The sequence below is a fragment of the Sinorhizobium arboris LMG 14919 genome (assembly GCF_000427465.1).
GTDB classification, from domain to species: Bacteria; Pseudomonadota; Alphaproteobacteria; order Rhizobiales; family Rhizobiaceae; genus Sinorhizobium; species Sinorhizobium arboris.
The window spans coordinates 2497280-2511658 of sequence record NZ_ATYB01000014.1 but is presented as its reverse complement, the minus strand read 5'-3'; the positions used below and the strand labels follow the sequence as shown (position 1 = coordinate 2511658).

Sequence of the window (14379 nt, the reverse complement as noted above, 5' to 3'; positions counted from 1 at the left end):
TTCGATTGAGCTCAACGATCTGTTCCGGATCGGAGCTCGATGAGTCTAAAGTCGTCCATGCTTTTGTCCGGAAACCGGCATCCACTTTCCGGACGCATGAACCTAGAGCACGCCGGCTTCGGTCTTGAGCTTGTCGACGAGCTCGGCGACCGTCTTCACCTTGACGCCGGCCTTGCGGCCGGACGGCTCTTCCGTCTTCAAGACTTTCAGCCGCGGGCTCGTGTCGACACCGAAATCGGCCGGGGTCTTCTTGTCGAGCGGCTTCTTCTTCGCCTTCATGATGTTCGGCAGCGAGGCATAGCGCGGCTCATTGAGCCTGAGATCGGTGGTCACCACCGCCGGCAGCTTCAGTGCCACCGTCTGCAGCCCGCCGTCGACCTCGCGCGTGACGTTGACCGTGCCGTCGCCGATCTCGACCTTGGAGGCAAAGGTGCCCTGGCCCCAGCCGAGCAAGGCCGACAGCATCTGGCCGGTCTGGTTGGAATCGTCGTCGATCGCCTGCTTGCCGACGATGATCAGCCCCGGCGCTTCCGCCTCGGCCACTCCCTTGACGATCTTGGCAACGGCGAGCGGCTCGACCTGGTCGTCGGTCTCGACCAGGATCGCCCGGTCGGCGCCCATGGCGAGCGCGGTCCTCAGCGTCTCCTCCGCCTTGGCCGGGCCGATCGACACGACGACGACTTCGCTCGCCTTACCGGCCTCTTTCAGCCGCAGCGCCTCTTCCACCGAGATCTCGTCGAACGGGTTCATCGACATCTTCACATTCGCAAGCTCGACGCCCGTACCGTCCGCCTTCACGCGGATCTTTACGTTGTAGTCGACGACCCGCTTCACGGTCACAAGTATTTTCATGGAATCTTTCCCTCCAAGAACGTTCGCAGGAAAATGCGCCTTAACAGGGCGGCCTGATTGTCGGTTGGCGACATCGATACGCGTTTTTGCTCCATAAACAAGCCGTTCCTGACGCTAAATCGCGATGACCCAAGGCCAAATCGATATGACCGTGTGCAAATTCACTTACGTTTACGTACAAGTAAAATAATTCCCTGGCAAGGTCGAGCAGGCAGTGCGGCTTCATCCGGGCGCCATGCCCAACCGGATCTCGGGCAACCTGTTGAAAACCACCGGCTATTGCGGTCCAGCCGTGTTTCGCAGAGATCAAGTCGGGCGGCCCCAATGCGGAGCGGGCCTCGAAGCCGTGCGATCGGTGGGCAGCGCCTGGTCCGGCGTTCTTGTCCGATGCTCCACCGCCCGGGGCGTAACGATGGTCCGATCGAACAGGGGCACACCGCGGCGTCGCAAAAGGACAACCAGCAGGAGACCGGCGACGATGCCGCCGACATGGGCGCTCCAGGAAACGCCGCTTTCCGGATCGGCCATCAGCATGAAGAACTGCTGGCCGATCCAGAATGCGAGCGGAATGGCGGCGGGAAGGGGCAGGGGGATGCGGAAGAGCACGAGCACCCAGACCCGCACCCTCGGGTGCAGGAGGAAATAGGCGGCCACGACGCCGGAAATCGCGCCGGAGGCGCCGATCAGCGGCGCCTCCGAGGCCGGATCGAGGAGCCCGTGCGCCAACGCTCCAGCGGCAGCGCACAGAAGATAGAAGACGAGAAAGCGGAAGTGCCCGAGCGCGTCCTCGACATTGTCGCCGAAGACCCAGAGGAAAAGCATGTTCATGGCGAGATGCATGAAGTCGCCATGCAGAAAAGAATAGGTGACGAAGGTGAATTCGTCCGGAACGATCATCAGCGACGGATCGAGGGCGGCGTAGTCGAAGATGATCGCGGGGATATAGCCGAGCCCGAGGATCGCAGCATTGGCGAAATCCTCGGTCGCAACGGGTCCCGTAGCGAGCCAGGCAACGAAATTGACGACGATCAGCGTGATCGTCACATATTGCATTCTTATGTGCTTCAGCTCGTTCCTGTCATGCAGCGGTATGAACATGCGATCCCCGAGACGACATCCACCAAAACAAAAATATGCTATCTGTTCTTGCCGGGGATCCAGAGGACGTCGGCGCGACCCTGGTCGTTTGCCCAGCGAGCTGCGACGAACAGGAAATCGGAAAGACGGTTGACATAGGCGATCGCCTCTGTGCTGACGGCCTCGCCTTCCGTCGATGCGAGCGCGACCATTTGCCGCTCGGCGCGCCGCGCTACCGTACGGGCCACATGGAGTGCGGCGGAAGCGGGGTTGCCGGCCGGCAGGACGAAGGAGCGCAGCGGTTCGAGGCCTGCATTCAGCCGGTCGATCTCCCCTTCGAGGCGCGCGACCTGGGCGGCGACGATGCGCAGCGGTTCATATTCGGGCTTCTCGCCCGTGTCCGGTGTCGCGAGGTCGGCGCCAAGATCGAAGAGATCGTTCTGAATGCGCAGGAGCATGGGGTCGAGATCAGGGATCTTGCCCGTATGCTGGCGGGCGAGGCCCACAAAGGCGTTCGCCTCGTCAATCGCCCCGTAGGCCTCGACCCGGAGATCGCTTTTCAGGCGGCGCGGACCGGAGACGAGGCCGGTCGTGCCATTATCGCCGGTCCGGGTGTAGATCTTGTTCAATTTCACCATGGTGCGGTTGCTCTATTCAGGTCGGGCGGCCGCCGCCGGTCACCCACAGCGTCAGCATGATCAGCACGATGGCGACCGCCTGGAAAACGATGCGCGCCTGCATGAGCTTGTTGGAGGTGTTGCCGCTGCCGCCCTTGGCCATGTTGAGGAGGCCGCGGATAAGCACGATCGCAACCAGACCCATGACGAGAAGGGTCAGGCCGGTAAGGAAGCTGTTCATGGCGTAGATCCTTATGATTCGGTCAGCCGAGGCGACCGATGATGCGGTAGAACAGTGCCGCCGGCAGGAGCTTTTTGAGGAGCGCTCCCTGTTTGGCGGGCCTTGTCACTATATAATGCGGCCTCGGACGGCGTGCAGTCAAAGCGTGTTTCAGCACGGCATAAACCGCGTCGGGTCCGAGCTTGCCGGGTGCCGGTTTGCTCTCGCCGCGAAGGCGCCGCATCTGGCGCTCGTATTCCACGCGGTGGACAGAATTCTCAAGATCGATGAACCGCTCGATATAGGCGATTGCATTGGTCGTGAATCTCGACGCGATCGGGCCGGGCTCGATCAGACTCACGTCGATGCCGCTGCCGGCGAGTTCCATCCTCAAGGTAAGCGAGAGCGCCTCGAGCGCGAACTTCGAGGCATTGTAGGCGCCGCGCCAGCGATAGGGCACAATGCCGAGAATGGACGAGCACTGGACGATGCGCCCATGTCCGCGGGCGCGCATCGCGGGGATGACGCGCCGCGTCAGGTCGTGCCAGCCGATGACGTTGGTCTCCAACTGGAGGCGCAGGGCCTCCGCCGGAAGGTCCTCCACCGCGCCGGCCTGACCGTAGGCGCCATTGTTGAAAAGCGCGTCGATCCGTCCGCCGCTCAGTGCCATTACGGCCTCCACCAGCGCGACGATCGTGTCCGGCCTGGTATAGTCCATGATGAATGTCTCGATGCCTTCGGCCTCCAGCGGCGCCTGATCCTCGGGCCGGCGAACGGTCGCGAAGACGCGCCAGCCGTCCCGCTGCAGCGCCCGGGCGCAGTAGGCCCCGATGCCCGAGGAGCAACCGGTGACGATAATGGTGGGGCGATCCGGCATCCACGCGATTCCTGTAGAAATCCAAGCCCCATTTCCCATATTCATCGTTGGGATACAATTGATTTGCATATGCGATGGCCGGGACGGAGCGGGACGTCGGGGCCGGTCGCAGGTGCCGCGCGGGCTGGTCCTTTGGGGAGCGGGGCTGGTGGAGAATCGGAGACGGAATGCCGGCATTCGTTCGCATCATCTGGAAGGTCGTGTTCGATGCGCTCTGGCATTTCAGCGAGGACGACGGCTGGGCGATGGCCAGCCATGTGGCGCTCTCTTCGCTGATGGCCGTTTTTCCCTTCCTGATCTTCGGCACCGCGCTTGCCAGTTTTCTGGGCGCCGATCAGTTCGCGCAGACGGCAGTCCATCTGATCTTCGACACCTGGCCGGAATCGATCGCCAAGCCGGTCGCCGACGAGGTCGTGCGCGTATTGACCATTCCGCGCGGCAGTCTGCTTACGGTCTCCGTTCTTGCTGCAGCCTATTTCGCATCGAACGGCGTCGAGGCGTTGAGGATCGCGCTCAATCGCGCTTATAGGGTTGCCGAAAGCCGCTCCTGGTACGTGACGCGGCTTGCGAGCCTCGGCTTCGTGCTCGGCGCCGTTCTCATTCTTGCAGCTCTCAGCATTCTGCTGGTGGCAGTCCCTCTGGCGGTCCGCAATGCGGATCAGTGGTTCCCCTGGCTGGATACGGTGATGGCGGCGGTGGACGATTGGGGCTTGCCGCTGACGCTGGCAATGCTGACCGCCGGCCTGCTGGTCTCGCATCTGTGGCTGCCGGCCGGCCACCGCAATGTCGTCGACGTCCTGCCCGGAATCTTCCTAACACTCGTGCTGTGGTCCGTCGGCGCCTACGCCTTCGCCTCCTATATCGCGAATTTCTCCAACTACGTCACGACCTATGCCGGACTCGCTTCGATCATGATCGTCCTGGTCTTTCTCTACATGCTCGGCGCGATCTTCATCATCGGCGCGGAGATCAACGCCGCCATTCTGAAATACAAGGTGAAGCTCATGGTCAGGCGCAGTTTTCAAGCGGGACGCAGCGAATGAAGCCGCTGGTATCTCTCCGCATCATTGGCCGAGAACCATCGCCCTGACATCGGCCGGCTCGTGCCCTGCCGCGCGGAATGCGGCAATGCCGGTGTCCCTGTTGCTCTTCGACAGTTTTCGGCCGTCCGGTCCAAGGATGAGGCGGTGATGGTGATAGACAGGCTCCGGCAGGTCGAGAAGCCTTTGCAGCAGGCGGTGAACCGATGTCGCGTGGTAGAGGTCGCGGCCGCGCACGACATGGGTGATGCCTTGCAGGGCATCATCGACGACGACCGAGAGATGATAGCTCGACGGCGCATCCGAACGCGACAGGACGACGTCCCCCCAGGCTGCCGGGTCGGCGTCGATCGACGTGGTCTCGTCCGGCCGGACCGGATCTATTTCCCGCCATGCGAGTGGCTCGCCGGCGCGTTTCACGGCATTCTGCATGTCGAGACGCCAGGCATAGGGGCGGCCGCTCGCCAGAAGGGCCGCCTGCTCCTCCGGCGAAAAGCCGCGCTCGCCGCCGGGATAGAGCGGTGTTCCGTCCGGGTCGCGCGGCCAGGCCAGACCCGTCGCCTCCGCCGCGGCTACCGCCGCCCTTATGTCACCCCGGGTCATGGCCGAGGGGTAGACGAGGCCCATCCTTTGCAGGCGCTCGATCGCTGCGGCATAGAGGTCGAGATGATCGGACTGGCGCCGCACCGGTTCCTCCCAATCGAGCCCGAGCCAGGCGAGATCCTCGAAGATGGCGGCCTCGAACTCCGGCCGGCAGCGCGTCCGGTCGATGTCCTCGATTCTCAGCAGGAAGCGCCCGCCCATCGCCGTCGCCATGTCGTGATTGACGATCGCCGACAGGGCGTGCCCGAGATGCAGGAGACCGTTCGGACTCGGCGCGAAACGAAAAACCGGTTGTTCTGGTCGTGAAATCGGCATTCTTTTCCTTTGCCATGGAAGCGTTGTAAAGATCACCCGTTTTCTACGGCGCCGTGCGTCGTTCCAGATGCGCAAGGACGCTGTAGCACTTTGGTTTGCTTCATGATTTGTCCTTCGATCGGCGACGGCATAGGGAAAACATGCAGTGGGAGGATGCATGCGGATCATCCGGACACATGAGGATATAGAGGCTGGCCTTGCCGGTCTGGTGATGCTCGATGCCCGGCTTGAACACGTCGTCGAAAAGGCGGGGCCGGTGCCGCTGAGGCGCACCGATCCCGGGTATCGCGGTCTCGCCAACATAATCGTCTCGCAGATGGTCTCCAAGGCGAGTGCGGCGGCGATCTGGAAACGGATGGAGGCCTCGCTCGGCGAGATCACCGCAGACGCAGTGCTTGCGCTCGACGACGACGATTGCCGGCGCATCGGCCTGTCCCGAGCCAAGGCCGATACGCTGAGAAGGGTCGCCGCTGCCGCGACCAGGGGCGAGATCGATCTCCACGCCGTCTGTAATGCCGAAGCGGTCCGGGCGATCCATGAACTCACGGCGATCAAAGGCATCGGTCGTTGGACTGCCGAGGTCTACCTGCTTTTCTGCGCCGGCCACCCGGATGTGTTTCCGGCCGGCGATGTTGCCCTGCAGAATGCCATCGGCCATGCGCTGGGGCTCGAACTGCGCCCGACGGCAAGCGAGGTCGATTCGCTTGCGGCCGCCTGGTCGCCATGGCGCAGTATCGCCGCGCGGCTTTTTTGGGCCTATTATGCGCAGGAGATGCGCCGCGATGCGCTTCCCGTGACGCCTTGAAGAAAAAAGGCGGGTCCATCGCTCCCTTTTCTTTGTGGCTTCACAATCCTGTCGCAACGCGCCTAATATAGAAGATGCAGATGCCGAATCGCTCAGGAGAATACGCTTGACGATTGCAGTCTCACCTCAGGCCCTGCCGGCGCTCGTGCTGAACGCCGACTACAGGCCGCTGAGTTATTATCCCTTGTCGCTCTGGTCCTGGCAGGACGCGATCAAGGCGGTCTTTCTCGACCGTGTGACCATCCTTGCCGAATACGAACACTCCGTATCGTCGCCGAGTTTTTCCATGCGGCTTCCGAGTGTCGTCTGCCTCAAGAGCTATGTTCAGCCTTCGCGCCATCCGGCTTTCACGCGGTTCAACGTTTTCCTGCGCGACAAATTCGAGTGCCAGTACTGCGGATCGCCTGATGACCTGACTTTCGACCACGTCATCCCGCGGGCCCATGGCGGCCAGACCACCTGGGAAAACGTCGTTGCGGCCTGTTCCCCGTGCAATCTGCGCAAGGGCAGCAAGCTGCCGAAGCAGGCGGGCATGTTCCCGCACCAGAAGCCCTATCATCCGACGGTCCAGGATCTGCACAATAACGGCCGGCTTTTCCCGCCGAACCATCTGCATGACAGCTGGATGGACTATCTCTACTGGGATGTCGAGCTGCAGCCGTAAGGGCCTCATGCTGCTGTCGGCGCTGCACTCACCTCGTCAGTTGCGTTACCGCACGACCTCTCCCCGAACGTCATTCCTGTGCCTGTCACAGGGACCAGCCAGCCCAGATATATTGCGGCGTCTGATTTGGGCGTGCGGCCCTGAACTCATGCCTTCGAGGCACCACGCAGAGCGATCGCCGCGAGAACCAGGCTCGCGATGACGTTCCAGCCTGCGAAAGAAAGCCCGAGCACGCGCATTGCCGCATCGCTGCAGGACGGCGCATGCTTTGCATCGAGATCGCCGAGCAGGTCGCCGACGTCGGGAGAAATGCCTTGGGCCGTGGTGGCGCAGGTCGAGGGGCCCTCCCAGAAATGCCACTCGGCGCCGGCATGATAGACGCCGAGGCCGGCACCGACCAGCATCAGGATGCCGACGATGAGCAGCAGCATGCGCGTGGTCCAGGCGGGCAGCTTCAGCACGCTGGTGAGTATGGCGAGAAGACCGACCGGTATGCCGTAGTAATAGGGATCGCGCTGAAGGAGGCAGAGCGCGCAGGGGATATAGCCGCCGATATGCTCGAAACCGAGTGCAGCACCGACGGTCGCAGCCATGCCGATAGTGACGAGCACGGCGCAAAGCAATTGCCGGCGCTGAGCAAACGAAGCCTCGATCATGCACACCTCTCGTCACGCGCAGAGCGGCGAGCACGTCGCCCGGGCGCCCGTTAAATCGAACGACGCCTTCTTAGGCAGGATCGCTCCCTCTGTAAATCGCCTCGGGCGTTCAGCCGCTTGCACGCTTTTGTGATCGGTCGGAGCGGGGCGGAGAAGAGCGGAAGCGGGTTTGTACGCTTGCGGTTCCTCCGGGCGACCGATGCCGTTCGTGCCGCATCCGAGCAAATTCATGCGATCGACGGAAATCGCAAACTTCGCGGTTGACCGGCGCGAAAACGATCGTGTAAATCCCAAGCGCTGATATCGCAAGCCTCTAGCCCCATTGGCGGAATTGGTAGACGCGCTCGACTCAAAATCGAGTTCCGAAAGGAGTGCTGGTTCGACTCCGGCATGGGGCACCACCCGGCTACCGCGCCTTTGCGCGCCTGCGCTGAGAATCTCGGACACTTTTCTTCATTCCGCTCGAGCACTTTGAAGCTATGCCCTTCCACAGGGGAAAGCTTGGCCCTGAGCGACAACACCAGCGTCAGGGGATGGTTGGGCGAGCACTGGAGCCGTAATGCTCGCCGACAGCATCACTGTGTATCCGTTCCGGCGAACATTCATGCGGGACGCTTCTGAAGCGCAGTGGAATCGGGATGAGTCTTGCGTCTGCTCCGCTGCCCCGTCGGCTGCCCCATTGAACTCCACCGCCCGCAAATGTTAGCTGCGTTGCAGCAAAATTCAGCTGCAGCAGGCCCATGCTCCCGAAGATCGAATCCTATGAAGAACTCTATCGCGAATTCCGCTGGCGGATTCCGGAGAGGTTCAATATCGGCGTGGCCGTCAGCGATGCTTGGGGAGCGCGCGACCCGGAGCGCATCTGTCTTCAGCATTTCAGCCCCGATGGCGCGCATCTTGCGCTGACCTATGGCGACTTCGCTGCGCGTTCGTCCGCTTTTGCCGGCGGGCTTGCCGCGCATGGCGTGAACCCCGGCGAACGCGTCGCCATCCTGCTGCCGCAGGGTTTCGAGGCGGCGATCGCCCATGCGGCTATCTATAAGTTGGGTGCCATCGCGCTACCGCTGGCACTGCTCTTCGGCGTCGAGGGGCTTGCCTATCGCCTGAAGGATGCGGGCGCGGCCGCAGTCGTGACCAACCGCTTCGGCTATGAGCGGCTTGCGGCGATCCGCGACGAGCTGCCGGATCTTCGTCTGGTCGTGCTGGCCGAGAAGGACGAGAAGCCCGGCACGGTTCGTTTCCGAGATCTAGAGGCAGGGCAGGGCCGATTCGAGCCCGTGGAGACGAAACCGGACGATCCGGCGCTGATGATCTATACGTCCGGAACGACCGGACCGCCGAAAGGGGCCCTGCACGGGCATCGCGTGCTGCTCGGCCATCTGCCGGGGTTTCAGTTCCATCATCATTTCCTGCCGCAGCCGGGCGACCGGATGTGGACCCCCGCCGATTGGGCCTGGGCGGGAGGTCTCCTGAACGCCCTGCTGCCGTCGCTGTTCTTCGGTGTGCCTGTGGTTTCCTCGCCGGCGCAAAAGTTCGATGCGCATATGGCGTTCCGGATCATCGAGGAGATGGAGGTGCGCAACGCCTTCATCCCGCCGACGGCACTCAGGCTTCTCAAGTCGGTGGAGCGGCCAGGCGATCGCTACGCGCTCAAGCTCCGCACCGTCGGTTCGGCGGGAGAGGCGCTCGGGCGGGAGACCTTCGAATGGGCCAGGGCGGCCCTCGGCGTGGAGGTGAGCGAATTCTACGGCCAGACGGAATGCAATATCGTCATTTCTTCCGCGACGGATCTCGGCGTGGTGAAGCCCGGTTCCATGGGCAAGGCGGCACCGGGTCATCAGGTCGCGATCATAGACGGCGACGGACGGGTGCTGCCGCCCGGAACGGTCGGGCAGGTGGCGGTCAGGCGCCCCGATCCGGTGATGTTCCTCGGCTACTGGCGGAACGAACAGGCGACCAGGGCAAAGTTCATCGGCGACTGGATGACCACCGGTGACCAGGGCATCGTGGACGGGGAGGGCTATTTCACCTTTTTCGGCCGTGATGACGACGTCATCACGTCCTCCGGCTACCGCATCGGTCCGGGCGAAATCGAGGATTGTCTGGCCGGACATCCGGATGTCCAACTCGCCGCGGCCGTCGGCAAACCGGACCCGATCCGGACCGAGATCGTCAAGGCCTATGTGGTACTGAAACCCGGCGTCGCTCCCGGCGAAGAGGTCGCGGCAGGGATTCGCGACTGGGTGAAGAACAGGTTGTCGATGCACGAATATCCGCGCGAGATCGCTTTCGTCGAGAGCCTGCCTTTGACCACTTCGGGCAAGGTGATCCGCCGGCTTCTGCGGGAGAAGGCGGCGGCAGAGGCGCGCGCCGCGTCCGGCGGCCGATAGCAGGCTGGAAGGATCAGCGGCCGGCGAGCGCCCGGATCTTTTCACGCAGCAGGCGGGCCATATTGCGGGTGTTGCGATAAAGGTGGAGCTGAGCGGCGACCTGGCGCACGTCGCGGTCACGGTTCTGTTCGAGCCCGATCACGAGCGTGCCCATCTCCTCGCGCTCCTGCCAGAGGCGGCTCATGACCGGGTGATCGGGAACCGCGCAGGAATCGGAGCGGATGATATTGGCGTCGTCGAGATGCCACTCCGTGAGCTCTGCGGCAAGCAGCTTTCCTGGCGAGTGTTTCGCGAAGCGCTCGTCATAGGCAGTCTTCCAGGTGTAGGCTTCGCCGGCCATCAGCAGAACGATAATGGTCGCGATCGCCTTGCCGTCCAGATCGAGCGTGTGAATGCGGACGCTGTCGGCCTCGGCGAGATTGTTCACCGCCTCCCTCGCGAAAGCGGCGCGGAACCGGTCCATAATCATGGCACTGCGTTCGCGGCCTTTCCAGCCGGACGCTTCGAGGACCAGAAACTCCTCCATGCGCAGGCGGACCTCATCGGGCCGGCGCGCGACATTGTAGGTCAGCGACCCCTGTCTTGCGAGATTGTTCCACTGGCGCTTCAACTCCCGCAGATGCCGGGGGCTGATCGATTCGCGCAAATAGGTGGAGCCGTCCAGCAGGCTTTCGAGCATCGGCCGGCTGAAGGTATCGGTCACCGTCAGCGGCAGGTTTTCGCCGATCGCAACGGCACGGGCGAGCTGCGCGAATTTGCCGTTCAGCCTGATATCCGGAAGCACGAGCACCGGCGGCAGGCCGGCGGCGGGCGCGGCGAGAGCTTCGTAGAGATTGCTGATCGTTTCGGCCGCGTCCTCCGCATCGAGGAGGGGTGTACCCAGCGGCCCGAAAGGATTGGACCAGGCGCGGATGATGGTTGCGCCGATCGAAAAGCCGGGCTTCTCTATGGAAAAGGGCATCAGGAACCGGAGCCGGCTTCGCTGCTCGTCGGTGTCGCGCAGGACCGCGAGCCGGATCACCCGATCCTCGAGGCGCGGCATGGCCGGCGCGAGAAAGCGCCCGGTGAAGAAGACGTTCTGCTCGATGGCGCGATTGGAGAGAAAGTCGAGTTCCCGCTGCAGGTCGTATCCTGCTCTTGCCGGATAGACCGCCAGGTGCCGTCCGGGCCTTCCGACCATCAAGGTCCGCTCCGACTGCAGCGCATCCATACCGGATTGTGCGAGACCCCCAAGCAGGCGGTTCGCGCTCCCATTCGCGTCTGCGGGAAGATGGACATTGCCGATCATGGCTTAAATCGCCTCGTTCTTGTTGTTCATGCCCGCCGCGCCGGCAATGGCCAGCAGGGGAAAGCCGAAGGTGCGCCTGACGGCGAAGTGCAGTATGGCTGCCTCCACGAACATCGCGCCGGCGGTGGCGGCGGCCGCGCCCGTCAGGCCGAAGACCGGGATGAGCGTCACGTTCAGGGCGATGTTCGCACCGAGTGCGGCCGCATAGAGGATGACGCAGAGCTTTTGTCGCCCCGCCATCGTGAGCAGTGTCTCGGCGGGCCCGACAAAGGCCTTGGCGAGAATTCCCGTCAGCAGGATCGCCATCAAGGGGGCGCCGGCCGTGAAAGCCGGGCCAAACAGCGAAAGCAGCATGTTGCCGGCTGCGAGCACGCAGCCGCCGATCACGACGGATGGCCAGAAGGACCAGCGCGCGCTCTCGACGGAGATTTCCGCCAGCTGCCGGCGGTCGCCTGCTGCCATTGCCGCGGAGAAACGCGGACCTGCCGCCGCCTTGACGGCGAACATGACGAAGTGGACGAGTGCCATGGTCTTGGCCGCCGCAAAATACACGGCCACATCGTCGGGTTTCAGATAGAGACCCACGATGACGACGTCGGAATTGGTGAGCAGGAAACCGAAACCGTCGACCAGAAAAATGGGCAGGGAGACGCTGAGCCACCGCCCGAGTTCGATCTTCATCGGCCCGCGCACGTAATGCCGGCCGAGCCGCCATGCCATCGTCAGAAATTGTCCAATCGTGGTGACATAGGCTGCCGCCAGTGCTGCGCCCATGGCTGTCGTCGCGTCACGCGGAAGTCCGGCGGCGATCGCGATGACCATGAAACCGAGGATCAGCAGCGGACGCACGAGATAGGTCGGGCTCATCGCGACGATCGGCCAGCTATGCGCCCGCGCGGTGCCGTCCAGTACGTCGCCGAGGGCGATCATCGGCAGGGTGAACAGACCGAGATAGAGGGGAACCAGGTAGTAGCTTTCGATGGCGGAGCCGAAGAGCCAGAGGCCGGTTCCGCCGGCTGCGGCGAGCACGGTCGCGGAAAGCAGCGCAAAGACGCGCGCCGTTGCGGTCAGGCCGCGGATGTTCGCAAGCGCGGCGGTCGTATGGTATTCCGGCAGGAAGCGGATCACGGTCGCATGGAAGCCGAGGCAGGACAGGTTTCCGAACAGAACGACCAGGACCCAGACGAAAATGAAGATGCCGTATTCGAATTCGCCGACGAGGCGAGCAAGGACGACTTGCGAGACGAAGGCGATTGCCGCGCTGATGATGCGGATCAGAAAGGCGATGAGCGCCACGCGCTGTGCCCGGCTCCTGGGATCGTTCCCCGCAAGAAGCGGCGCTACGCCCTGCAAAAGAAGAGACAGGCGATACCTCAGCGCCGACGGCAGCATTCGTCCGGCCGATTGACATACCGCCATGAACACGAGGACACCCTGACATTACGCAATACAGGGCCTCACTTCTGCCAGATCACCGTTAACAAAGGGTTCAGCCCCGGTGTCGGGGCGGCGGAAGCCGGGCCTTGCCCGGCTTCCTCTTCAATCATGCCTGTGCGTGCCAGCTGGAATGCAACCGCCGGCGCGCGATCAGCACGATACCGGCCATTATCGAGGCGTAAACCGCTAGCGGCCATGCGGTGTCACCGGGCAATCCGATCACGAGCAGTGTGCCCGCCGTCCCGACGATGAGGCTCTGGACGCAGAAATAGACTGCGACCGCCGAACCCGCCATGTCTCCAAAATCCCTGAGAGCGCCGTTTGCAGTCACCGACACGGTGAAGACGATGCCGACCGCCATGACCCACATGGGCGCGACGAACGTCCAGGACGAAGGGCCGCCGAAGGTTCCTCCGGCAGTGAGGAGCGCCGCCCCAAGGAGCAGCATGCACATGCCCCGCAGGAGGCTGCCCGAAGTTCCCCATCGGGCGACGAACCGCTTGGCAAAGCGCGCCGTGAAGATCATGACGGCCGCTACGGTTGCGAAGGCGAGGCTGAATTGCAGCTCCGAATACCCGGCCTTGTCGATCAGAACGCGGGGCGAGGTCGAAAAGAACACGAAGAACGTGCCCATGGCGGCGCTGAAGCCGAGCGTATAGGTCCAGAAGGCAAGGCTGCGGAACAGGGGGCCGAATGCATACCGCGAAACCGCTGCCGCCAAAGGCCGGGTTTCATGCCACCGCGGCAAAGCCCGTACCAGCGCGACCACGGCAAACGCGCCCAGCGTGACGAAGATCGAACGCCATCCTAGCCTCTCCGCCAGCATGGCACCGGCTATCGGTCCCAGAGCGGGCACGAATGCCAGGATGGAACCGAACAGGCTATAGATGACCGCGCTTTCCGGACGGTCGGCATAGACATCCCGGATCGTTGCGAAGGTGGCCACCAGGGCCGCCGAGGCGCCAACCGCTTGCAGGAAGCGGAAAGCGACGAAAGGAATGGCGCTTGAGGACGCCGCAAGGCAGAACGATGCAGCGGCAAAGAGCGCGGCTCCGCCGATCAGGACGGGCCGCCGTCCGATGCGATCGGAGACCGGCCCGAAAACGATCTGGCCGAGGCCGAGCATCACCATATAGAGGCTCAGCGTGAGCTGGATCACGGCGGGGCTCGTGCCGAGAATTCGGGGCATCGCCGGAACGATGGGGAGATAGATATCCATAGCCAGGGAGGCGAGAATATCGAAGGGCGCCATCAGCAGCAGCACTGCCGGCAGCGAATAGCGCCAACGAGAAGGCGTTGAAGACATGGAGAGACTTCCGCTCAAATGAGGAACATTTGGCGGCGGCCTGCCTAATCAGCACGGGGTCGGATCGACAGACGCCGCAACAACGAGAAAGAGCGTTGTTGCGGCTTACTTATCCGACGACTTTTGAGCTCCCATGCTCGGGCTCCGTGCGCATCTTGAGGTGAGGCATGCTGCCTACCATGTCAGCGGCAGGCAGACAATCGTCCGCGTGTCCGATCGGACACGCGGCACT

At 63.0% G+C, this 14379-nt stretch carries 14 protein-coding genes and 1 tRNA gene; 5 read left to right on the top strand and 10 right to left on the bottom strand.

The annotated features are described in order from the left end of the window. Window positions 1-102: 102 nt before the first annotated feature. The 5 genes from SINAR_RS0123490 to SINAR_RS0123470 form a co-directional block, all read right to left on the bottom strand. Complete coding sequence (locus tag SINAR_RS0123490; protein WP_028001348.1) at window positions 103-852, bottom strand: electron transfer flavoprotein subunit beta/FixA family protein; 750 nt, start codon at window positions 850-852, stop codon at window positions 103-105. Window positions 853-1158: 306 nt separating this feature from the next. Next, entirely contained in the window at window positions 1159-1950 is a 792-nt protein-coding gene (locus SINAR_RS0123485) for a rhomboid family intramembrane serine protease (RefSeq protein WP_028001347.1), read from the bottom strand. 38 nt (window positions 1951-1988) lie between these two features. After that, window positions 1989-2567: a cob(I)yrinic acid a,c-diamide adenosyltransferase gene (locus SINAR_RS0123480; protein WP_028001346.1), complete on the bottom strand. Its 579-nt coding sequence runs from the start codon at window positions 2565-2567 to the stop codon at window positions 1989-1991. Window positions 2568-2583: 16 nt separating this feature from the next. Next, complete coding sequence (locus SINAR_RS0123475; protein WP_028001345.1) at window positions 2584-2787, bottom strand: twin transmembrane helix small protein; 204 nt, start codon at window positions 2785-2787, stop codon at window positions 2584-2586. Between the two features lie 22 nt (window positions 2788-2809). Beyond that, window positions 2810-3643 (bottom strand): SDR family oxidoreductase, encoded by an 834-nt coding sequence (locus SINAR_RS0123470; protein ID WP_028001344.1) that lies wholly within the window; start codon window positions 3641-3643, stop codon window positions 2810-2812. A 167-nt stretch (window positions 3644-3810) separates the two neighbouring features. Here SINAR_RS0123470 and SINAR_RS0123465 point away from each other — a divergent pair, with 167 nt between their 5' ends. Continuing rightward, window positions 3811-4686 (top strand): YihY/virulence factor BrkB family protein, encoded by an 876-nt coding sequence (locus SINAR_RS0123465; RefSeq protein ID WP_028001343.1) that lies wholly within the window; start codon window positions 3811-3813, stop codon window positions 4684-4686. A 21-nt stretch (window positions 4687-4707) separates the two neighbouring features. Here the strand turns inward: SINAR_RS0123465 and gluQRS are convergent, their stop codons facing one another. Next, the gene (gene gluQRS / locus SINAR_RS0123460; RefSeq protein ID WP_028001342.1) at window positions 4708-5601 is read right to left on the bottom strand and encodes a tRNA glutamyl-Q(34) synthetase GluQRS; all 894 of its coding nucleotides are present in this window, start codon (window positions 5599-5601) and stop codon (window positions 4708-4710) included. A gap of 157 nt (window positions 5602-5758) precedes the next feature. Between gluQRS and SINAR_RS0123455 the strand changes: the two genes are divergently transcribed. Both SINAR_RS0123455 and SINAR_RS0123450 read left to right on the top strand, forming a co-directional pair. Next, window positions 5759-6406, top strand: coding sequence for a DNA-3-methyladenine glycosylase family protein (locus SINAR_RS0123455; protein WP_028001341.1), 648 nt, complete (start codon window positions 5759-5761; stop codon window positions 6404-6406). A 106-nt stretch (window positions 6407-6512) separates the two neighbouring features. Continuing rightward, window positions 6513-7070, top strand: coding sequence for an HNH endonuclease (locus SINAR_RS0123450; protein WP_028001340.1), 558 nt, complete (start codon window positions 6513-6515; stop codon window positions 7068-7070). Window positions 7071-7216: 146 nt separating this feature from the next. On the opposite strand, the gene SINAR_RS0123445 is transcribed toward SINAR_RS0123450, so the two are convergent. Beyond that, window positions 7217-7726: a disulfide bond formation protein B gene (locus SINAR_RS0123445; RefSeq protein WP_028001339.1), complete on the bottom strand. Its 510-nt coding sequence runs from the start codon at window positions 7724-7726 to the stop codon at window positions 7217-7219. Between the two features lie 316 nt (window positions 7727-8042). On the opposite strand from SINAR_RS0123445, the gene SINAR_RS0123435 reads away from it, so the two are divergent. Beyond that, window positions 8043-8127: transfer RNA gene (locus tag SINAR_RS0123435), tRNA-Leu, on the top strand. Window positions 8128-8466: 339 nt separating this feature from the next. Continuing rightward, the gene (locus SINAR_RS0123430; protein WP_028001338.1) at window positions 8467-10116 is read left to right on the top strand and encodes an AMP-binding protein; all 1650 of its coding nucleotides are present in this window, start codon (window positions 8467-8469) and stop codon (window positions 10114-10116) included. Window positions 10117-10129: 13 nt separating this feature from the next. Here SINAR_RS0123430 and SINAR_RS0123425 read toward each other — a convergent pair whose 3' ends face one another. From SINAR_RS0123425 to cml, 3 genes are all read right to left on the bottom strand, one after another. After that, window positions 10130-11404: a GNAT family N-acetyltransferase gene (locus tag SINAR_RS0123425; RefSeq protein WP_028001337.1), complete on the bottom strand. Its 1275-nt coding sequence runs from the start codon at window positions 11402-11404 to the stop codon at window positions 10130-10132. 3 nt (window positions 11405-11407) lie between these two features. Further along, window positions 11408-12796 carry a lipopolysaccharide biosynthesis protein gene (locus SINAR_RS0123420; RefSeq protein WP_028001336.1) on the bottom strand — a complete coding sequence of 463 codons (1389 nt, stop codon included), beginning with the start codon at window positions 12794-12796 and terminating at the stop codon, window positions 11408-11410. A 151-nt stretch (window positions 12797-12947) separates the two neighbouring features. Next, window positions 12948-14147: a CmlA/FloR family chloramphenicol efflux MFS transporter gene (cml, locus tag SINAR_RS0123415; protein ID WP_028001335.1), complete on the bottom strand. Its 1200-nt coding sequence runs from the start codon at window positions 14145-14147 to the stop codon at window positions 12948-12950. Between the last annotated feature and the right edge of the window lie 232 nt (window positions 14148-14379).